The organism is Novosphingobium sp. SG751A (assembly GCF_013149295.1).
Classification (GTDB): domain Bacteria; phylum Pseudomonadota; class Alphaproteobacteria; order Sphingomonadales; family Sphingomonadaceae; genus Novosphingobium.
In genome coordinates, this window is the sequence record NZ_JABGCB010000001.1 from 33,174 (window position 1) to 54,760 (window position 21,587).

The following is a 21,587-nucleotide window of genomic DNA, read 5'->3' on the forward strand; positions in this document are numbered from 1 at the left end:
GCGCCGTCTTTCGGTCTGTTTCATTCCGACCATTGCCTTGATCCATCGTCTATTCTTGCGCACATCTTACGCACAATGCTTGGTGGTTTCATAAAACTGTCATACCCCTTCCCCATGCGCTGAATTCAGCGTCTGGCCTGATGCAGGCGCCAAGGAATGGACGATCCGAGCAATGCGCGACAGCAAGCTACCCTGGCCTGCCATCATCCTCGAATTCCTGACGCTTCTGCTGCTCTATCTGGATGGAGCGGGCTTGCTGATGGTGGCTCTGACCGGGGCGTTCTGGACCTTTTCGCTGCTCGCCGTGTGGTGGTGGTGCAGCGATCAGGCCGAACCCGACGCTCCGCGCGAAATCGAGGGCAATGCGCGCCAGCAACAGCTTGAACAGGGCCATATGGTGCGCCGCGCGCTGATCTCGGCGCTGGAGGGTACGGGCGCGCCGATGATGCTGGTGGACCGGGCGCGAATCATCGACGCCAATGCCGCCGCGCGCGCGGCGCTGGGCGAACATATTCTGGGTCAGGACCCGCGCATCGCGCTGCGCCACCCCGATGCGATCCGCCTGCTCGACAGCGCCGACGATGAAACTGCCACCGCCAGTATCCGCGGCCTGACCCGCAGCGGCAGCCTGTGGCAATTGACGCGCCGCCCGGTCTATCCGGGCCTGTGGGTGATCGAGGCGCGCGACCGCACCGCCGAGGCCGACATCAGCCGCGCCCATACCGATTTCGTCGCCAATGCCAGCCATGAATTGCGCACCCCCCTCTCCTCGGTCATCGGCTATGTCGAAACGATCAGCGAGAGCGTGGGCAAGATGGATGGCGCGGTGATGCAGCGCTTCCTCGGCACGGTCCTGCGTGAGGCGCGGCGGATGCAGGCGCTGCTCAACGACCTGATGTCTTTGTCTCAGCTTGAGGCGGAAAAGCATGACGCGCCCACCTCGCAGATCGACCTTGCGCCGCTGGCCGCGCGGGTGGTGGGCGAATTTGCGCCGCCGCCGGGCAATCCGGCCCGCGTCGAATTTGCCAAGCCCGAAGGCCCCTTTGAGGTGGCGGGCGATGTGAAACAGATCGAGCAGGTCCTGCGCAATCTGATCGACAATGCTCTGAAATATGGCGACGCGGATCAGCCGGTGACGGTCGCGCTGACCCATGCACCGCGCGGCATGGCCGAATTTCTGGTCACCGATCGGGGCGCGGGAATTTCGGCGGACCATCTGCCCCATCTGACCCGACGCTTTTATCGCACCGATCCGGGCCGCAGCCGCGCGGCGGGCGGCACCGGGCTTGGTCTTGCGATTGTAAAGCATGTGGTAGAACGCCATCGCGGCAAGCTGGACATTACCAGCAAGGTGGGCGTGGGCACCAAGGTTTCGGTGCGCCTGCCGCTGATCCCGGCCAAAGAGCAAAAAGTCACAAGTCCGTCATAGTCCTGTCATGAAAACGATGCATGGCGCTTTCAAGGCTGGTTGGAACGGACATGGATGTTGCCTTTTGTGACATGTATGTGACGATCACTCCATCACAGCTTGAACAGGGAATTGCGTCCAGTGGCAGAACATACGGTCAAGGCCTTTGACGAGGAAATCACCACGCTGCGTGGGCTGATCGCCGAAATGGGTGGTCTGGCCGAACTGGCGATTGGCGAGGCCGTGGAGGCGCTGACGAAACGCTCGCAGGAACTGGCCGCGCAGGTGATCGAGCGCGACAAGAAGATCGACCGACTTGAGGCTGAGGTTGATAGGCTTGCGGTCAAGATCATCGCCCTGCGCGCGCCCATGGCCGACGATCTGCGCGAGGTGCTGGCCGCCCTGAAGATCGCGGGCATCCTCGAACGCATCGGCGATTATGCCAAGAATATCGCCAAGCGCGTGTCGCGGATCGAGGGACGCCTGAACTCCGAGCCGCAGACGCTGATCCCGGCGATGGCCGAAATCGCGGGCGAGATGGTGCATGACGTGCTGACCGCCTTTGCCGCGCGCGATCCCGCGCTGGCGGTGGACGTGATCGAGCGCGATGCGCGGGTCGATGCCTTTTATGACAGCATTTTCCGTAACATGGTCTCGTTCATGATGGAGAATCCTTCCACCATCACCTCGGCCGCGCATCTGCTGTTCATTGCTCGCAACATTGAGCGGATTGGCGATCACGCCACCAATATTGCCGAACAGGTCTATTACGCGGCCACGGCAGAATATGTGGTTGACCGGCTGGAACGGCCGGAAAACTAAACTCATTCAATAAGGTATCAGGGGGCATCCATGAAACAACCCCGGCTCTTGCTGGTAGAAGATGATCCGGCGCTGGCGGAACTGCTGGAATTCCGGTTTCAGGCGGAGGGCTATACGGTCCTGTCCACGCCCGATGGCGACGAGGCGCTGTTGCTGGCCGCCGAGGAGGCGCCAGATCTGGTCCTGCTCGACTGGATGATCGAGGGCACCAGCGGAATCGAGGTCTGCCGCCGCCTGCGCCGCGACAAGGCGACGGCCCATGTGCCGATCATCATGCTGACCGCGCGCGGGGCCGAGGACGATATGATCCGCGGCCTTGAAACCGGAGCCGACGATTACATCACCAAGCCCTTCAGCCCCCGCGAACTGATCGCGCGCGTTTCGGCCATCATGCGCCGCATCCGCCCCGCGCTGGCGGGCGAGCAGATCACCGTGGGCGACCTGACGCTGGACGCCACCGCGCACAAGGTGACGCGCAAGGGCCAGATCCTTGCGCTGGGGCCGACCGAGTTTCGTCTGCTCAAGTTCTTCATGGAGCATCCGGGCCGCGTGTTCTCGCGCGGGCAATTGCTCGACGCGGTGTGGGGCACGGACAGCGATATTGAATTGCGCACCGTGGACGTCCATATCCGCCGCCTGCGCAAGGGGATCGAGCTGGAAGGCACGCTGGACCCGGTGCGCACCGTGCGTTCGGCAGGCTATGCGCTTGAAGCGGTCTGAAGCCCGCAGCATCTTGAATCAAAAAGGGCGGCTCCTGACGGGGCCGCCCTTTTTTGTATTACACCCCCGGCATCGGCGGCACCGGCAGATCCGGCGCATCGTCATCGTCCTCATGCACCTCGACCAGCCCGCGCCCAACATGGCTGCGGCTGCGGCTGTAGAAGTAATAGACGAAAAGCCCGACAATGCCCCAGCCGATAAACAGCGTGATCGTCGCCTTCGACAGGCTGAGAAAGAGATAGAGGCAGCCCGCGATCGAGATCGGCGCGACAATGTTCACCGCCGGCGTGCGGAACGGGCGATAGCGATTGGCATCGGTGCGGCGCAGAACCATCACCGCCACCGACACAGCCGCAAACGCAAACAAAGTGCCGGAGTTCGACACATCGGCCAGCAGGCCCACCGGAAAGAACGCAGCAAACAAGGCCACAAACACGCCAGTCAGCATGGTGATGACATAGGGCGTATGAAACTTGGGATGAACCTTGGAGAAGAATTCGGGCAGCAAGCCATCGCGGCTCATCACGAAAAACACGCGCGTCTGGCCGAACATCATCATCAGGATCACCGAGGGCAGCGCCAGAATGGCCGCCGCGCCCACCAGCCAGCCAACGAAAGGATGGCCCACCTGGCGCAGCGTCCAGGCCAGAGCTTCCTTCGAGCAGACCACCGCGTTTTCATTCATCGCCTTGCAGGCGTCCGAAAGCGCCGTCGTGCCGGGCGAGAGCACTTCGCCATGCGCGCCGTAAACCGGCTGTGCGCCCACGGTGCCGATCACGCCGCCGGCCACCAGCATGTAGAAGATGGTGCAGATGGCAAGGCTGCCGATCAGGCCGATCGGCATGTTGCGCTGGGGGTCCTTGGTTTCCTCAGCCGCGGTCGAAACCGCGTCAAAGCCGACATAGGCAAAGAAGATCGAGGCCGCAGCCCCCGAAATCCCGGTAAAGCCAAGCGGCGCAAAAGGCACGAAATTGCCCGACTTGATAACGGGCAGCGTCAGCGCGATGAACATGGACAGAGCCACGATCTTGATCGCCACCAGCACGGCATTCACCGTCGCGCTTTCCTTGGTGCCCAGCACCAGCAGGCCGGTGATGATCGCCGCGATCAGCATCGCAGGAAGATTGATGACACCCCCATCGAATGGCCCCCGCACCAGTTCGAGGGGGACCGTAATATGAAAGGTATTCTGGACAAAACCGATCATATAGCCCGACCAGCCGACCGACACCGCGCCTGCGGCAATGGCATATTCCAGAATGAGCGCCCAGCCCACCATCCATGCCACCAGTTCGCCCATCACCGCATAGGAATATGTGTAGGCCGAGCCCGAAACCGGCACCATGCTGGACATTTCAGCATAGCACAAAGCAGCCACGGCGCAGACGAAACCGGCAATGATGAAGCTGAGCATCATGCCCGGCCCCGCCTTCTGCGCGGCCTCGGCGGTCAGAACGAAGATACCCGTCCCGATCACCGCGCCCACGCCCAGCATGGTCAATTGAAAGGCGCCCAGAGAGCGGTGAAGTGATTTTTTCTCAGCCGTGGCCAATATGGCATCCAACGGCTTGACGCGACCGAACATGCAGTTCCCCTGAACGCAATAAGCAATGGGTAAGAAAATTAACGGATCGCGCAACATTCGCAAGGGCGGATTATGCGTAGTCCACCGCTGGATTATCCATCTTGCCTTGCCCGGGCGCCGCTGTCACGCGCCGATCGCGCTTTACCCCATACGCCATCGCGGGCTAGAAGCCTCTTATGTCTACGACCTTTCAGATCGATACGGCCACCAGCCGCGCCAACCCCACCCCCACGCCGATGCGCCGGCTGACCATTCCGGCCATCCGCCAACGCAAGAAGGATGGCGTGACCGCAGAGCCTGTGGTGATGCTGACCGCCTATACTGCGCGTCAGGCGCAATTGCTCGATGCGCATTGCGATCTGCTGCTGGTTGGCGATTCGCTGGGTCAGGTGATCTATGGCCTGCCCTCCTCGCTGCCCGTCACGCTGGACATGATGGTGGCGCATGGCGCGGCGGTGGTGCGGGGCAGCTGGCATTCCGCTGTCATCGTCGATCTGCCCTTTGGCACGTATGAAGCCTCGCCCCAGCAGGCGTTTGAGACCGCCGCGAGGGTCTTGCGCGAGACGGGATGCGCAGGGGTGAAGCTGGAGGGCGGCGCGGCGATGGCCGAAACCGTGGAGTTTCTCTCTCAGCGCGGCATTCCCGTCATGGGCCATATCGGCCTGACGCCTCAGGCGGTGAACCAGCTTGGCGGCTATGGCGCGCGGGGCCGCAGCGAGGCGGAGGCGGAAAAGATCCTGGGCGATGCGCACGCGCTCGATAAGGCCGGGGCCTTTGGCATCGTCATCGAGGGCGTGGTCGAACCGCTGGCCGTGGCGATCACGCAGGCGGTGGCCTGCCCCACCATCGGCATCGGCGGTTCGGCGCAATGCGATGGGCAAGTGCTGGTGACCGAGGACATGCTGGGCATGTTTGAGCGCGTGCCGCGTTTCGTCAAACGCTATGCCGATGTGGCGGGCCTGATCTCTGAGGCGGCCGCCCATTATGCCGCCGAGGTGCGCGACCGCAGCTTCCCCGGCATCGAACAGACCTATCAGCCCAAAGCCTGACCCGCGCGGAGTATTTTTCAAGTGACGCAATTTTTGAGGCATTTTGGCGGCTCGCTGATTTTTTCCGCCGTCTGTCTGGCGCTGGCCGCCGCCTATGGCTGGCATGATACCGGCTCGATCTCGGCGGTAGGCGGGATGATCTGGATCGTGCTGGTGCTGGCCGTGCTGGAAGTGTCGCTGTCCTTTGACAATGCGGTGGTCAATGCCGCTGTGCTGAAAGATATGGATGCGGTCTGGCGCAAGCGGTTCCTGACCTGGGGCATGCTATTTGCGGTGTTTGGCACGCGCGTGGCCTTTCCGCTGCTGATCGTGGGCTTTACTGCCGGTCTGGGGCCGGTCGAGGCGGTGCATCTCTCGCTTAATGATCCGGCGCAATATGAGGCGATCATGCGCCATGCGCATATCCCGATTGCGGGCTTTGGCGGGGCGTTTCTGGCGATGGTGGGGCTGGGCTTCTTCATCGACCCGGACAAGGAAACCCACTGGCTGCGCTGGGTCGAGGTGCGGCTGAAGCTGGTCGGTTCGATCAAGGCGGGCGAGGTCGCGCTGCTGCTGCTGGCGCTGGTGCTGATCGGGCGCTGGCTGCCGGGGGATGAGGCCTATACGCTGCTGGTGTCGGGTGTGTTCGGCATTGTCACCTTCATCGCGGTCGAGGCGCTGGGCCATTTCCTCGAAAGCCGCGAGGCCGCGCGGGCGCTGGCAGGCACGGCGGTGCGTTCGGGGCTTGGGGGGTTCCTCTATCTCAACGTGCTGGATTCCTCCTTCAGCCTCGATGGCGTGATCGGTGCTTTTGCCCTATCGAACAATATGGTCATCATCGCGCTGGGTCTGTCGATCGGCGCTATCTTCGTTCGTTCGCTCACCGTGCTGCTGGTCGAACAGGGTACGCTCTCGGAATATGCATTCCTTGAACATGGCGCCTTCTGGGCGATCATCGCGTTGGCGGGGATCATGCTGGGTTCGGCGCTGATGGAAATTCCCGAGACGGTGACGGGTTTGATCGGCGCGGTGCTGATCGGGGCGGCGCTGTGGGCCTCGGTGCGCGAAAATCGGCGCGAAGAGGGCTGAAACAGGCCGAGGTGCCAGTGTGGTTCGTTTGCCACAATGAACAGCTATTCATAAAAATGCCATATACGCCCCATTGAAGCCCCGGCCTTTCTGTGCAAATCGGGCGTCGGAAGAAAAAAGGGAGGGGAAGGGCGGCTTTCGAGCCGCCCTTTCTTCGTTTCAGGCCCCGCGCATTATCGGGGTAAAATTGTACTTATTGGTACAAGAATCTGACAACGCTATCAGTGTTGCAGGTCATATTGCTTGAGCAGATCGTAAAGCGTGGGCCGACTGATCCCCAACAGCTTGGCGGTCGAGGATATATTGCCCTCGCTGCGGGCCAAAGCCTGACGGATCACGCGCCGATCGGTGATTTCCCGCGCGGATTTCAGGTTGAGCGGCAGCTCCTCCTCGCCCCCCGGCGCATCCAGATCGAGATCGCCCGCATGGACCAGTTTGCCATCGGCCATGATGACCGCACGCTTCACGCGGTTTTCCAGCTCGCGCACATTGCCCGGCCACCCCCACGCATCCATCGCCGCCAGCGCATCGGGAGCAAAGCCCTTGACCGCCGGGTTCATCTCCTTGGCAAAACGGGCAAGGAAGGCCCGCGCCAGCAGAGCCGCATCGCCGGGCCGCTCGGCCAGCGAGGGGATTTTGACCACGATTTCGGCCAGCCGATACCACAGATCCTCGCGGAAACGCCCATCGGCGATCATCGCCTCAAGGTTCTGATGCGTGGCGCAGACGATGCGCGTATCGACCGCAATCGAACGCCGCCCGCCGATCCGCTCGATCACCCGCTCCTGCAAAAAGCGCAGCAATTTGACCTGAAGCGCGAAGGGAATATCGCCCACCTCGTCAAGGAACAGCGTGCCGCCATGGGCCTGCTCGATCTTGCCCTCGGTGGTTTTGACCGCGCCGGTAAAGGCGCCCTTTTCATGGCCGAAGAGTTCCGATTCCAGCAGGTTTTCCGGGATCGCCGCGCAATTGATCGCAACAAAAGCCCCTGCCCTCCCGCTGGCCTCATGCAATCCGCGCGCCAGCAATTCCTTGCCCGTCCCGCTGGCCCCCAGCAGCATGACCGAAACATTGGTCCCCGCCACCCGCTCGATGGTGCGCGCAACGCGCAACATTTCGGGCGCGGCGGTGATCATCGTGCCCAGCACGCGATTGTCCTTGCCCGCCCGCACGGCAAGCCGGCGATTCTCCGCCTCCAGCCGGTGGAGCCGATAGGCGCGGGCCACGATCAGTGCCATTTCGTCGAAATCCATCGGCTTCTGATAGAAATCATAGGCCCCGCGCCCGATGGCCTGAAGCGCACTTTCGCGCGCACCATGCCCGCTGGCCACGATCACCTTGGTGTCGGGCTTCAACGCCATGATCTCGTCCAGCACGGCAAAGCCCTCGCTGGTGCCATCCGGATCGGGCGGCAGGCCAAGGTCGAGCGTGACCACCGCAGGCTCCTCGCTGCGCAGCGCCGCCATGGCCCCCGCGCGATCACCCACCACAATCACCTCGAAATCCTCATAGGCCCATTTGAGCTGAGCCTGAAGCCCCGGATCATCCTCGATCACGAGCAATTTGGGGTGGGCATCGCTCATGTCAGGCAACCTTTTGATCATTATCCATGGTTTTCAGAATTTCGGCCGCGCTGGCCAAAGGCAGGCGGACGATAAAGCGGGTGCCGATCCCCTCGCGGCTTTCCACATCCAGCCGCCCATGCATCGCGCGCACCAATTCACGCGCCTCATAGGCGCCGATGCCGAAACCGCCCGGTTTGGAGGAATCGAAAGGTTTGAACAGGCGGTTGCGGACAAATTCGGGGGCCATGCCGTGCCCTGAATCGACGATCTCGATCCGGCCATACAGACCATCGCCCGAAATCGAGACGAAGACCGGCATGTCCGGCCCGCTGGCATCGACGGCATTCTGGACCAGATGGGTCAGCACCTGCTCGATACTGTGACTTTGGCCCGCCACGGTACAGGCGTCGCGCTCGATCACCTGAACATTGTGGCGCACGCGGAAATTCTCGGCCAGTTGCCGCGCCAGAGCGCCCACCTCGACCGGCTCGGCCTTGTCACCGGCGCTGGCGCCATAGCGCGAAAGGCGGGCCACCAGATGGTTCAATTTGTCCGCCGAATTGCGCAAAGTCACCAGCATGTCGGCCCGGAAATCGGGGTTTTCGGCATGACGCTCGGCATTGCGGACCAAGAGGGAAAGCTGGCTCGACAGGTTCTTGATGTCATGCATGACAAAGGCGATGCGGCGGTGAAACTCGTCGAAACGCGCCGCCTCGGCCAGCGCCTGCTGCCCCTGATGCTCGGCCAGATAGGTGCCGATCTGCTGGGCCACAACGCGCAGGAGGTCAAAGTCCTCCCAGTCCAGCTTGCGGTCCTGCGGCGGGCGGGCAAGGATCACCGCCCCCACCAGCCGCCCGTTATGCTGCAAAGGCACCACCGCCCATGCGCGGCTTTCCTCCCGCAGCCATTCGGGGATGGCGATATCTGCGCCCGCATTGGCGCGCACGGTGTCCAGATCGACGATATGGTCGTTGGCGGCCAGAAAATGCGCGGCGGCCAAGCCCAGCGCCTGGGCCGGAACATCGGCGGTCGGCCATTGCCAGCGCGCGGCCAGCACCATTTCGCCCGTATCATCGGGCGTCAGCAGGAGGCCCGCCGGGCTATCGGTAATATCGGCCATCGCCTGCACGGCGCGCTGGTGCAGCGGGGCGGCGTCGCGTCCCTGTCCGCCGATGGTGCGCGCGAAACGCAGCCATTCCTCGCGATATTCATAGCGGTGTTTAAAGAAATGCTTGGTGAACATCACCCGCATCCACCCACGCATCCGCCGCGAGGGCAGCAGCAATGCGGCCCCCGAAATGGCCGCGATCAGGAAACTGAACTGCCACCACCGGCCAAGCTCGCCACCAGCGCTGGCCAGCCAGCGGGCAATCGCGATCATCCCCACGAAATAGAGACCGATCACGATCAGCGACATCGACTGAAACGTCACCATCCGCGAAGGCTTCAAACGCAGAGGCTCACGCCCCCTCGTGGCGCCCAGCGCCAGAACGCCCGCAAAGACCACGTCGAGCAGCCCATGCAGCGAGGCCAGTTCGACCGGCCACTGTTTGGCCAGATAGGCCACCGTATAGAGGTTGAGTTCAAACACCCAGACCACCGCCAGCGCCAGCGCGGGCCAGCGCAGCATATGACGCCCGGTGCTGGACGCGCTGGCATAGAGATTATGCACCAGCACCAGCGATCCCACCACGCCCAGCATCGCCAGCATGATGTTCATCTGGTAAAGCTCGACCTCGTTCAGCAGCGCCGGATTGACGCGATGCTCGATGAATTGCACCGCAGGCACCAGAATATCGACAAGGCACAGCGCGGCCACCACCGGCCCCACCTCGGCCAGACTGGTATGGCGCCCATCGCCGGCAAACATCGCATAGATGGCCCACAGATAGGACAGATTGCGCAGGCCCAGCAGCCCCTGGGCCACAAGGTTGAGTTCGCCCTCGACCGCCACGGCAAGGCACCACAGCGCCGTCATGGCCAGCGCCGCGACAATCGCCTTGCCCGCCCCGCTGTAACGCTCGCGCTGGCCCCAGAGGCTGACCGCCACGGTGATCGCGGCGCAGGCGCCCGCCACATGCGAGGCACTCGCTACCCAGTCCCAAAGGCCGGGACCAGCCGGCATCCTAGCGCGCCCCTTCGTGCCAGAGCACCACGCGCAGCGTTTGCAGAATGATCAGGATGTCGAGGAAGGGCGTGTAATTCTTCACGTAATAAAGGTCATATTCCAGCTTGTTGCGCGAATCCTCAAGGCTGGCGCCATAAGGATAGTTGACCTGCGCCCAGCCGGTGATGCCCGGTTTGACCATATGGCGTTCGGCATAATAGGACAGCTTGTCCTCAAGATCCGAGACGAATTCGGGGCGCTCCGGGCGCGGGCCGACAAAGCTCATCTCGCCTTTCAGCACGCTCCATGTCTGGGGCAATTCGTCGATGCGCACCTTGCGGATGAAATTGCCGATGCGGGTAACGCGCGGGTCGTTCTTCGAGGCGAATTGCGCGCCATTGACTTCGGCATCCAGCCGCATCGAGCGCAGCTTGATCACGTCAAAGCTCTGGCCATAGAGGCCCACGCGGCGCTGGCGGAAAAAGGCCGGGCCCTTGCTGTCCAGTTTTACAAGGATGGCGAAAAGCGCAATCACCGGCGCTGTCATGGTCAGCAACAGCAGGCTGACGATGACATCGAAGACCCGTTTGGCGGCGCTGGAAAAGGCGCGGCCTGAGGAGAAACCGTCCGAGAAGATGAACCAACTGGGGTTGACCGTATCCAGATCGACGCGGCCCGTCTCGCGCTCCATAAAGCTGGAGAAATCGTTGACGTGAACCCCGGCCGTCTTGATGCGCAGCAGATCCTTCAAAGGCAGCGCATTGCGGCGTTCTTCCAGCGCCAGCACAACCTCGGACACGCCAAGGTTTTCGACATGCCGCTTCAGATTGTGGATCGCGGTGCGCGGGATCGCTTCTTCGACCACCGGGGTGGCCTCGATCATGCCCACATAGCCGACGATGACAAAACCGCTCTCGGCCCGCTCGCCCAGTTCACGCAGGCGCTGCGCCCGGTGGCCCGCGCCCAGCACCAGCACCCGGCGCCGAAAGGCCGATGTGCCCAGAATGCCGCCCACGATCAGCCGGTTCATCACCAGCAGCGCAATCGCCCCCAGCATCGCGTAGAACAGGGTGGAGCGCCAGAAAATCTGGCTGGTAAACAGCGAGTTGAACAGGGCCAGCCCGATCACCCCCAGCGACACCGCCACCAGCAGCCGCGCCGAGGCAAAGCGTACCGAGCGCAAGGCATCGGCCCCGTAAACCCCCACCGCGATCATCGCCATCTGCATCACCATGGCAAAGGCGAAGAGCGGTTGCAGGCGCGTTTCAAAACTTTCCGACGGCAGGCCCAACTGGTCGGCGCGCAACCGCCAGGCAAAGTCGCCCGAGATCATCAGCAGGACCAGATCGATCAGTCCCAGCAGGATCACCGAATGGGGAATGTAATGTTTGAAAAGACGAATCATCGGCCTGCTCAGGTTTAGCGCCGGCCATCAGGCGGGCTTTGGGCAAGACTTAGGGATGAGACGTAAAATGTCGGTAAATTTGACAAAGCGCCGCGTAATACATTGCGACGCCTTACCGCGACGGCGTTAGAATTCGCTCCAGTCTTCGCCCGCCGGCGCCGGCGCCGGCGCCAGCGCCAGATTGCCCGCGATGGGCACGACATTGCGCTGGGGCGCGGTGCTCAGACGCCGCGCGACGGCCTTGTCGCGCGATGCTGCCCGTGTCTCGATATCGCGGGTGCGGAATGTGCGCACCATGGCCGAAAGCTGCTCGGCCTCATGCGCCAGATCGCGGGTGGCCGCGGTGGTCTGTTCGACCATGGCGGCGTTCTTCTGGGTCACGCGGTCCAGTTCGCTCACGGCATTGTTGACCTGATGGATGTTTTGCGCCTGCAATTCGGCGCTGGTGGCAATATCGGTAATGACCTCGTTGATCTCGCCCACGCGGCCCATGATAAGGCGCAGCAGATCGCCCGTTTCGCGCACCAGAACCACCCCGCCCGAAACCTGATCGGCCGAAGCGTTGATCAGTTCGCCGATGTTCTTGGCCGCATCCGCGCTGCGCTGGGCCAAAGCGCGCACCTCATTGGCAACCACCGCAAAGCCTTTGCCCGCCTCGCCCGCGCGCGCCGCCTCAACGCCCGCATTCAAGGCCAGCAGGTTGGTCTGAAACGCAATCCCGTCGATCACGCCCACGATCTTGCCGATTTCCGTGGCCGACCCCTCCAGCGCCGCCATCGCGTCAATCGCCCGCGTCACCACGCCCTCGCCTTCGTCGGCATGAGTGCAGGTTTCGGCAATCGCGCGTTGCACTTCGGTGGCGCGGGTGGCGGTTTCCTGCACACCATCGGTCACCTGGCTCATCGCGGCGGCGGTTTCTTCCAGCGTGGCGGCCTGCTGGGTGTTGCGCTGGGCCATGTCATCGCTGGCGCTGCGGATGTCCTGAATGGATTCCATCACACTGGCCGCGCCTACGCGCACCGACCCGATGGCCTTGGCCAGCGAGACCAGCGCCTGATTGAAATTGACGCGGAGCTGTTCGTAATCGGCCGGAAAGGCCGTCTCGATGCGAAATTCCAGATCCTGCGCCGCCAGCCGGTCCAGCCCCTCGGTCAGTGCGCGCACGACCTTGTGCTGCTGCTCGTCCGCCTCGATCTTGGCCAGCGCGGTTTCGCGGAACACGGCGGCGGCGCCATACATTTGCGCCACTTCATCGCCATGACTGTCGCCTTCCAGCGCCAGCCCATAATCGCCCGCCGCCATCGCGTTCAACCGCTGGGCCAGATGCGAGACCGGATCAACCACCGCGCGCGACACGAACATCCCGGCCCACAGCAAAGTGCCCGCCCCCACCACGATGGTGATCAGCGTGGTCATCACCGCCGCCATGATCAGCCCGTCCACACCGCCCTGCACGCCCGCCGCCGCGCTCAATGCCTGATTGGCCGCATAGAGGCGGTAATGGAGAAAGGTGGCCGCCGACACCTGCACCACGCTGACCGCAGCCAGCGCACCTAGGCAAAACACCAGTTTCTGTCGAATGCCTGCGGTTGATGTGTTCCCGGAAAGCACGCGCGCGACCTCTCATCCTGTTACGATCCAAACCCGCCTATATCGCGCCCGCCGCCAAATCGGACCTTATGCTCTCCCCGGCAAAACTACCTATCCGCCCGCGCGCCCGTGCATCTGCACTCTTGCATCCGCGAAAGGATTGGCCAAAGGAAGGCGCGTGTTAGCCAGACTTCCCCGCCCCGCCGCGATCCTGTTCGCTTTGCTGATGCTTGCCGTGACGGCATGGTGTTTTTCGGTCACGCCCCCGCCGATCAAAACGGCGAAAAAGGGCGGCTATACCGACGCGCGCCTGTATCACGACATCTCGGCGCAGGTGGCCCAGGGCAAGCCCTATCATCAGGCGGCAGCCGAATTGCACCGCGCACATCACTATCCTTTGAAACCCTTTTTCACCATGCGCCCGCCCACGGAAATGGAAATCACCGCCTTCATCGGCTGGAAGGGTTTTCAGAAATTGTGCATCCTGATGCTGGTGGCGGGCATTTTCACATGGGCCATCGCGCATGAAGGCCGCCTGACCGGCATCGAGCGTTTTCTGGCAGGCGCCGCCGTTGCGGCGGGGGGCACGGCGGTGTCCTCGGACTGGCTGATGGCGTTGCAGGAATATCCGGCCGGATTGTGCATTGCGGTGGCCTTTGCGGGCATCATCGGTTGGCCCCGGCAATGGTGGTATGTGGTGCCTGTGCTGGGCGCGGCGCTGTTCATCCGCGAACTGGCGCTGCCTTTTGCCTTGCTGGCGCTGGTCTATGCCGGGTGGAACCGGCGCTGGGTCGAGGTGGGCGCTTGGGCGGCGCTGATCGCGGCATGGGGTGTATTCATGGCGATCCACGCGCAACTGGCCATGGCGCAAACGCTGCCCGGCGATATCAAGTCCCAGGGCTGGCACGCGATGCAGGGCTTTTCGGGTTTCCTCAAGGCGGTGATCTATACAACGCCGCTGCAACGGCTGCCGCTGCACTGGGCGCTGTTTGGCGCATCCCTCCCGCTGGCGGGCTGGCTGGCGCTGGGCGGGCGTGAAGGGATCTTCGCCAATCTGCTGGTCTGGGGCTATGCAATCATGATCGCCATGTTCTCGCGCCCCGACACGTTCTATTGGGGGGCGATCATGAACCCGTGGTATCTGGTGGGCTATGCCTTGCTGCCGCGCGCAATGGTTCAGCTCTATTGGGCGATGCGCGGACAGCGGCGGGCCGAGGTCGCGCCCCTGCCCGCCGCCTCCTGATTATCCGGCCGGGTTGATCGTACCGGTAAAGGAACCCAGAATTTTCAAAACCGCCGCCCAGGCATCGACATTCTGCTGCAACTGAACCGGATCGATCTTGTCCAGCGTATCATCGGGCGTGTGGTGCCAGTCGAAATAGCGGGTCATGTCCTGATTGAGGTCGATCACCGCCAGCTTCTGCTTTTCGGCAATATAGCCCACATCCTCGCCGCCCTCGGGCGCGCCCTCGCCGGTATAGATGCCCATCTTGGCCAATTCCGCCCCGATCCGCTCGGCCAGAGGCTTGTCCTGCGGCGCCATGCGGAACAGGGCGCGGAACACGCGGTCGGCGCCGGTATCCGATTCCATCACCACCGCATGGGGCTCGGCGGCATGGGCCTTGGCATAGGCCTGTCCGCCAAAGCCGCCCATTTCCTCGGTCCCGGCCCACAGGACGCGTATCGTGCGCGCCAACTGGCCTGATTTGCTGGCCTCCAGCGCGGCGGCGGTGATGATGCCGCAGCCCGAAGCGTCATCAATCGCCCCCTGCCCCAGATCCCAACTGTCGAGATGGCAGGCGACAAGGATCGGCGCAAGTTTCGGATCGCGCCCCGGCAATTCGGCGATCACATTGCCCGACATCACCTGCCCGGTGAAACGCGGGGTCAAGGTGACGCTGGCGGTCAACGACTTGCCCTTGGCGGCCAGCCGCGCGATCAGATCGGCATCGGGGCTGGACACCGCGCCCGAGGGCAAAGGCTCGCCCTGAGGCGGGATGCGGGTCACACCGGTATGCGGGCTGCGCGTATGGTCGGTGCCGATCGAGCGGATCAGCAACGCCGAAGCGCCCTTGGCCGCCGCAATGGTTGGCCCCTGTCGCCGCGCCTCGCCAAAGGGGCCATAGCCGCCGCCATCCTGCGCCGCTTTCATCGCATGGTCGACAAAGGCGATCTTGCCCCGCAGCGAACCTTCCGGCGCCAGTTTGAGCGCATTGAGCGTGGGGAAATAGACCAGTTCGCCGGAGATCCCTTGCGCCGGGGTCGCCCCGGAATAGCCCAGCGCCGTCACCGCCAGCTTTTGCGGCACGGGGGCGGTGATCGCGGCCTTTTCTTCGCCGCGCACCCATCCGGAAATCGGGAAAGGTTCGGAGCGCACATTGGCAAAGCCCAGCGCGCGCAGCCGCGCCACCGCCCAGTCGCGCGCGGCCGCCTCGCGCTCGGTCCCGCCAAGGCGCTGGCCCACATCGGTGGTCAGGTCGGTGATGATGGAAAGAGCATCGGATGAACGGGCATCGCCCCCCGCCGCGCAGGCAGGAGAAGCCATCAATCCGACTGATAAGGCCAACAGGCTATAGAATTTTCGCATCTGCTGAGGCTATCGCCCAAGCGCCCGCTTGGCAACCGCGCGCCCAGCCTGTAGAGCGGCGCGCAATTCACCATCCGTTTATCTGGAGACCGCCACGTGGCCGCCCAATATGCCTTCGTCATGAAGAACATGACGAAAACTTTCCCCGGCGCGCAAAAGCCGGTGCTGAACAACATCAGCCTGCAATTCTATCAGGGCGCCAAGATCGGCATCGTGGGCCCCAACGGTGCGGGCAAGTCGACGCTGATCAAGGTCATGGCCGGGATCGACACCGATTTCACCGGCGAAGCGTGGGCGGGTGAGAACATCACCGTGGGCTATCTGGAACAGGAGCCCCAGCTCGACAACACCAAGACGGTGCTGGAAAACGTCAAGGATGGCGCGCGCGAAACCGCCAATCTGGTCGACCGTTTCAACGAGATCAGCAACATCATGGCCGATCCGCCCGAAGACGTCGATTTCGACGCGCTGATGGAGGAAATGGGCGAGCTTCAGGGCAAGATCGACGCGGTGGACGGCTGGACGCTGGACAATCAGCTTGAAATCGCCATGGAAGCGCTGCGCTGCCCCCCCGGCGACTGGGCGGTGGAAAGCCTGTCGGGCGGTGAACGCCGCCGTATCGCGCTGACCCGTCTGCTCATCCAAAAGCCCGACATTCTGCTGCTCGACGAACCGACCAACCATTTGGACGCGGAAAGCGTGGAATGGCTGGAAAACCATCTCAAGGAATACCACGGCGCGGTGCTGATGATCACCCACGACCGCTACTTCCTTGACAATGTGGTGGGCTGGATCCTCGAACTCGACCGCGGAAAGTACTTCCCCTACGAGGGCAATTACTCGACCTATCTGGAAAAGAAGAGCCAGCGCCTGCAGCAGGAAGACCGTGAGGCCACCGGCCGCCAGAAGGCGATCAACGACGAATTGGAATGGATCCGCGCCGGCACCAAGGGCCGCCAGACCAAGTCCAAGGCTCGTATCAAGAAGTTCGAGGAACTGGTCGCCAGCCAGGAAAGCCGTGGCCCCGGCAAGGCCCAGATCGTCATTCAGGTGCCCGAGCGCCTTGGCGGCAAGGTCATCGAGGCAAAGGGCATTTCCAAGAGCTTTGGCGACAAGGTTCTGTTCAAAGACCTTTCGTTCCTGTTGCCGCCGGGCGGCATCGTGGGCGTGATCGGGCCGAACGGCGCGGGTAAGTCCACGCTGTTCAAGATGATCACGGGTCAGGAACAGCCCGATACCGGCACGATCGAAATCGGCAGCACCGTGCGTCTGGGCTATGTTGACCAGAGCCGCGACCATCTGGACCCGACCAAGAACGTCTGGGAAGAAATTTCCGACGGGCTGGATTACATGAAGGTCAACGGCTTCGACACCTCGACGCGCGCCTATGTCGGCGCCTTCAACTTCAAGGGTCAGGATCAGCAGAAGAACGTCGGCAAGCTGTCGGGCGGTGAACGCAACCGCGTTAACATTGCCAAGATGCTCAAGCGCGGCGGCAATGTGCTGCTGCTCGACGAACCGACCAACGACCTTGACGTGGAAACGCTGGCGGCGCTGGAAGAAGCCATCGAAAACTTCGCAGGCTGCGCCGTGGTCATCAGCCACGACCGCTTCTTCCTTGACCGTCTGGCCACCCATATCCTTGCTTTTGAAGGCAACAGCCATGTCGAATGGTTCGAAGGCAACTTCGAAGCCTATGAAGAAGACAAGCGCCGCCGCCTTGGCGATGCAGCCGACCGCGCGAGCGCCGGTGCATACAAAAAGCTTACGCGCTGATCGCGATTTGAGCGTATAAAGGGGGGCGGCAGGCGCAAGGCTTGCCGCCCCTTTTTGTATGAACAATGGCCAACGGCCCGGTTCAGAATGTGGACAGCGCCTCAGGCCTATACAGTAGATCACAGGAAGTGAACCGGCCGTGCGAAGGGAAGCATGGCGCCCGGCCAACGCTTCGACTGGGAGGTGGCTTATGAAGACGATCACACTGGCCAATCTGGCGATGGGCCTCGCGCTGCTTTCGATCCCGGTGCAGGCAATGGCGCAGGAAAATCACGGCGGCGGTAATCGCGGCGGCGGGCGCGGCGCGGAAGTGTCGGGCGGCGAACGCCGTGGCGGCGGCGCACCTATGCCGAACGGCGGCGGTAACATGGGCGGCGGGCGCGGCGGGCCTCAGGGCCAGGCGCAGCCTCAGCCGCAGGGCCAGCCGATGGGCGGCGGTTTTAACGGCGGACGCGGCGGCGCGCAGCCTTCGTGGGGCGGCGGTGGAAATCCTGCTCCGGCGGCGAGGCCTGCTCCGGCGGCGCCTCCGGCACCGGCCGCGCCGGGCGGCGGCGGATGGAATGGCGGCAATCGCGGCCCTGACCGTGGCGGCTGGAACGGACAAGGCAATGTTCAGCCGCCGCGCAATGATGGGCCCCGTGGCGACATGCGCAATGACGGCCCGCGCGGGGACATGCAGCACAATGACCGCCCGCGCGGCGGTAATGAGAGCTGGCGCGGCACCCCGGGCTGGCCTCAGGGCGGCGTCAATCGCGGGCCGCAAGGCTGGGATCGCGGGCCTCAGGGCACCTATAATCGCGGCCCTAATAACGGCTGGAACGGCAATCGCGGCCCGGGCGGCAATCCCGGCATGAACGCCCCGCGCGGCGACTATCGCCGCTGGACGCAGGATTGGCGCCGCGACAACCGCTACGACTGGCAGCGCTATCGCACCAGCAACCGGATGGCCTTCCACATCGGGCGCTATAACCCGCCCTACCGCGGCTATGCCTATCGCCGGCTCAGCGTGGGGCTGTTCCTGCAACCGCTGTTCTACAGCCAGAGCTATGTGATCTACGACCCCTATAACTATCGCCTGCCCGAGGTTTACGGGCCTTATCAGTGGGTGCGCTATTACGACGATGCCTTACTGGTTGATACGTATACCGGCGAGGTCGTGGATGTGCTTTACGATTTCTTCTGGTAAACAAAAGCCCAAAAGGGTCGCAAAGGACAGGGCGGGGTTGATCCTCCGCCCTGTTCTGTTTCATATCGGAAACCCATGACCAACCCTGATCCCGCACCCGACCGTGACGCGCTGATTGCCCAAGGCGATGCCGTGCGCGCCCGGCTCGATGCCGACCCCTATGCCTATCGCGTGCCGCTGGACACGATGGACATGTATGCCATCACCGATTTCCTCTCGGCGGCCGAATGCCATCGCTTCATGACGCTGGTGGACGAGGTGGCGCGGCCGTCGGCCACCTTTGAGCCTGGCAACCAGCAGGACTATCGCACCAGCTTTTCCGGGGATGTCGATCGTGCAAATCCCTTCGTCGCCATGATCGAGCGGCGGATCGACGACCTGATGGGCATCAACCCGGTCTGCGGCGAGGCGATACAGGGACAGCGCTATGCCGTGGGTCAGGAATATCGCGGCCATTGCGACTGGTTCCCGCCGCTCTCGGCCTATTTCCAGAAGGAAGTGCCCTGCGGCGGGCAGCGCAGTTGGACCGCGATGATCTATCTTAACGAACCCGACGAGGGCGGCGAGACCGACTTCATGCATGTCGGCGTCTGCGTTCAGCCGCGTCTGGGCATGTTGCTCGCGTGGAACAATGCCAACCGCAATGGCGAGGTCAACACCTACACCCAGCACGCCGCCAAGCCCGTCACCAAGGGGCAGAAATATGTGATCACCAAATGGTATCGCACGCGGGAGTGGTCGGCGCGGATGGCGGATGCGGAGTAGGTTTTTTTGAAGGTTTGAAGGTTTGCCTCCGGCGGGCAAAGGGACTCGGTCCCTTTGCAATCCCGTTAATGGGGTGGGGGCTGGGACGCGGGTCCGGGTGCTGATAAAATTAAAGCCTGCGGCGCGAGTATTGGGCGCCGCAGGCTCTATTATTTGAAACGTTGCGTCCGACACTCTTGGCCGAGCCCGAGGCGCGCCAAATACAGTAAAGGGAGCGCGAGGGACGAGTCCCTCGCATTAATCACCCCTCCAACGCCTCAGCAATCAGCTTGCGCGTATTTTCCACACCATAGAGCGCGATGAACGACCCCATGCGCGGGCCCTGCGGGCTGCCCAACAGCGTTTCGTACAGAGCCTTGAACCAGTCGCGCAGGCTTTCGAAGCCGAAATGCGGGTCCTTGCCGATTTCATAGACGATGTTTTGCAGCAACTCGGCCGTGGCATCATCGCTGGTCGCGGCCAGTTCCTCGTCGAGAGCGGCCAGGGCAGCGGCCTCGCCTTCCTCGGGCTTGCGGCGGTTGAGCGTCGGCGCGATAAAGTCGCGGTTATAGGCCAGTGCCCGCGTCACCAGCGCATCGAGCGCGGGGTGGGCTTCGGGACGGGCATCCTCGACATAATTGGCGAGGTAGGACCAGACCTGATCGCGCGTCGCATGCGCGCCCAGCACGCCGACCAGATTGAGCAGCAGGCCAAAGCTGACCGGCAGTTTCTCGCCCTCGCCGCCCTGATAGCCATTGGTGCGCAGCAAATGCCACACCGGATTGCCCAATTGCTGCTCGATGGGCTGGGTCGGCAATTTCTCACGGAACTGCCAATATTCATCCACCGCGCGCCCGATGATGCCGGGGTGCAGGCTCTTGGCGCTCTTGGGGTCGCGGAAGAGATAGAAGCCGAGGCTTTCCTCGCTGCCATAGGTCAGCCATTGTTCGATGGTCAGACCGTTGCCCTTGGATTTACTGATCTTCTCGCCCTTTTCGTCGAGGAAAAGTTCGTAGATCAGCCCCTCCGGCTTCTGCCCGCCCAGCACGCGGGCGATCTTGCCCGATTGCGTCACCGAGTCGGTCAGATCCTTGCCGCACATTTCATAATCGACGCCCAGCGCGACCCAACGCATGGCCCAGTCGACCTTCCATTGCAGCTTGGACCAGCCGCCGAACACCGTCTGCTCGACGACCTCGCCCTCATCCTCAAAACGGATCATGCCGGTTTCGACATCAACCACCTCGATGGGAACCTGCAACACCACCCCGCTCTTGGGGCTGACCGGCAGGATCGGCGAATAGGTCTTGCGGCGCTCTTCGCGCAGCGTGGGCAGCATGATGCCCATGATCTTGTCATAGGCGCGCAGCACACCGCGCAGCGCATCGTCAAACGCGCCCGAATTATAGCGGTCGCTGGCGGAAACGAACTCGTAGTCGAAACCGAACTGATCAAGGAATTCGCGCAGCATCGCATTGTTATGATGCGCAAAAGATTCATGCGTGCCGAAAGGATCGGGAATGCGGCTCAAAGGCTTGCCCAGATTGTCGGCCAGCACCTGCCCATTGGGCACATTGTCGGGCACCTTGCGCAAACCGTCCATATCGTCCGAAAATGCCACCAGACGCGTCGGCGCGCCGGTCAGCACCTCATAGGCACGGCGCACGAGCGTGGTGCGCAGCACTTCCTGAAACGTGCCGATATGCGGCAGACCCGAGGGACCATAACCCGTCTCGAACAGCACCGGCTCTCCGTTCGGTTTCCCGCCCGGATAGCGTTTCACGATCTTGCGGGCCTCCTCGAAAGGCCATGCTTTGGAAACCTGTGCGGCGGCAAGAAGTGCTTCGTCTGTCATAATGCCACGCCTTTTGCCCAAGGGGCCCAAAATGGCAAGCAGGGAATGGCAAGCGGGGAAACGCCCCCGGCCCCTTCGAACACATTTTGTTCTCCCGATGGGGTAAAACCGGGCGCTCCT

General features: G+C 62.8%; 16 protein-coding genes. 9 read left to right on the plus strand and 7 right to left on the minus strand.

All coding sequences use genetic code 11. The features are described 5' to 3' along the window. The first annotated feature begins 172 nt into the window (after nucleotides 1-172). From FHW96_RS00170 to phoB, 3 genes are all read left to right on the plus strand, one after another. Nucleotides 173-1,429, plus strand: coding sequence for a cell wall metabolism sensor histidine kinase WalK (locus FHW96_RS00170; protein ID WP_253950658.1), 1,257 nt, complete (start codon nucleotides 173-175; stop codon nucleotides 1,427-1,429). A gap of 120 nt (nucleotides 1,430-1,549) precedes the next feature. Continuing rightward, nucleotides 1,550-2,230 (plus strand): phosphate signaling complex protein PhoU, encoded by a 681-nt coding sequence (gene phoU, locus FHW96_RS00175; RefSeq protein WP_168605258.1) that lies wholly within the window; start codon nucleotides 1,550-1,552, stop codon nucleotides 2,228-2,230. Nucleotides 2,231-2,260: 30 nt separating this feature from the next. Next, nucleotides 2,261-2,950 carry a phosphate regulon transcriptional regulator PhoB gene (gene phoB / locus FHW96_RS00180; protein WP_172338558.1) on the plus strand — a complete coding sequence of 230 codons (690 nt, stop codon included), beginning with the start codon at nucleotides 2,261-2,263 and terminating at the stop codon, nucleotides 2,948-2,950. A gap of 58 nt (nucleotides 2,951-3,008) precedes the next feature. On the opposite strand, the gene FHW96_RS00185 is transcribed toward phoB, so the two are convergent. Beyond that, nucleotides 3,009-4,535, minus strand: coding sequence for an amino acid permease (locus tag FHW96_RS00185; protein ID WP_172338559.1), 1,527 nt, complete (start codon nucleotides 4,533-4,535; stop codon nucleotides 3,009-3,011). 176 nt (nucleotides 4,536-4,711) lie between these two features. On the opposite strand from FHW96_RS00185, the gene panB reads away from it, so the two are divergent. Further along, nucleotides 4,712-5,584 (plus strand): 3-methyl-2-oxobutanoate hydroxymethyltransferase, encoded by an 873-nt coding sequence (panB, locus tag FHW96_RS00190; RefSeq protein WP_172338560.1) that lies wholly within the window; start codon nucleotides 4,712-4,714, stop codon nucleotides 5,582-5,584. 33 nt (nucleotides 5,585-5,617) lie between these two features. Beyond that, nucleotides 5,618-6,652, plus strand: a complete 1,035-nt coding sequence (locus tag FHW96_RS00195) for a DUF475 domain-containing protein (protein ID WP_216650717.1) — start codon at nucleotides 5,618-5,620, stop codon at nucleotides 6,650-6,652. Between the two features lie 221 nt (nucleotides 6,653-6,873). Here FHW96_RS00195 and prsR read toward each other — a convergent pair whose 3' ends face one another. The 4 genes from prsR to FHW96_RS26605 all read right to left on the minus strand — a co-directional run bounded on the left by prsR (nucleotide 6,874) and on the right by FHW96_RS26605 (nucleotide 13,295). Then, nucleotides 6,874-8,235: a PEP-CTERM-box response regulator transcription factor gene (gene prsR / locus FHW96_RS00200; protein WP_172338562.1), complete on the minus strand. Its 1,362-nt coding sequence runs from the start codon at nucleotides 8,233-8,235 to the stop codon at nucleotides 6,874-6,876. A 1-nt stretch (nucleotide 8,236) separates the two neighbouring features. Next, complete coding sequence (gene prsK / locus FHW96_RS00205) at nucleotides 8,237-10,342, minus strand: XrtA/PEP-CTERM system histidine kinase PrsK (protein ID WP_172338563.1); 2,106 nt, start codon at nucleotides 10,340-10,342, stop codon at nucleotides 8,237-8,239. Between the two features lies 1 nt (nucleotide 10,343). Next, on the minus strand, nucleotides 10,344-11,729 hold the full coding sequence (locus FHW96_RS00210) for a TIGR03013 family XrtA/PEP-CTERM system glycosyltransferase (RefSeq protein ID WP_172338564.1): 1,386 nt from the start codon (nucleotides 11,727-11,729) through the stop codon (nucleotides 10,344-10,346). Between the two features lie 126 nt (nucleotides 11,730-11,855). Continuing rightward, nucleotides 11,856-13,295, minus strand: a complete 1,440-nt coding sequence (locus FHW96_RS26605; protein ID WP_172338565.1) for a methyl-accepting chemotaxis protein — start codon at nucleotides 13,293-13,295, stop codon at nucleotides 11,856-11,858. A gap of 202 nt (nucleotides 13,296-13,497) precedes the next feature. Here FHW96_RS26605 and FHW96_RS00220 point away from each other — a divergent pair, with 202 nt between their 5' ends. Next, entirely contained in the window at nucleotides 13,498-14,562 is a 1,065-nt protein-coding gene (locus FHW96_RS00220; RefSeq protein ID WP_172338566.1) for a hypothetical protein, read from the plus strand. Here FHW96_RS00220 and FHW96_RS00225 read toward each other — a convergent pair whose 3' ends face one another. Beyond that, complete coding sequence (locus FHW96_RS00225) at nucleotides 14,563-15,864, minus strand: M28 family peptidase (protein WP_253950659.1); 1,302 nt, start codon at nucleotides 15,862-15,864, stop codon at nucleotides 14,563-14,565. A gap of 138 nt (nucleotides 15,865-16,002) precedes the next feature. Between FHW96_RS00225 and ettA the strand changes: the two genes are divergently transcribed. The 3 genes from ettA (at nucleotide 16,003) to FHW96_RS00240 (ending at nucleotide 19,633) form a co-directional block, all read left to right on the plus strand. Next, the gene (ettA, locus tag FHW96_RS00230; RefSeq protein ID WP_172338568.1) at nucleotides 16,003-17,682 is read left to right on the plus strand and encodes an energy-dependent translational throttle protein EttA; all 1,680 of its coding nucleotides are present in this window, start codon (nucleotides 16,003-16,005) and stop codon (nucleotides 17,680-17,682) included. A 190-nt stretch (nucleotides 17,683-17,872) separates the two neighbouring features. Then, nucleotides 17,873-18,868: an RcnB family protein gene (locus tag FHW96_RS00235; RefSeq protein ID WP_253950660.1), complete on the plus strand. Its 996-nt coding sequence runs from the start codon at nucleotides 17,873-17,875 to the stop codon at nucleotides 18,866-18,868. A gap of 75 nt (nucleotides 18,869-18,943) precedes the next feature. Beyond that, complete coding sequence (locus FHW96_RS00240; protein WP_172338569.1) at nucleotides 18,944-19,633, plus strand: 2OG-Fe(II) oxygenase; 690 nt, start codon at nucleotides 18,944-18,946, stop codon at nucleotides 19,631-19,633. A gap of 241 nt (nucleotides 19,634-19,874) precedes the next feature. Here FHW96_RS00240 and FHW96_RS00245 read toward each other — a convergent pair whose 3' ends face one another. Next, nucleotides 19,875-21,467 (minus strand): lysine--tRNA ligase, encoded by a 1,593-nt coding sequence (locus FHW96_RS00245; RefSeq protein ID WP_172338570.1) that lies wholly within the window; start codon nucleotides 21,465-21,467, stop codon nucleotides 19,875-19,877. Nucleotides 21,468-21,587 lie beyond the last annotated feature (120 nt).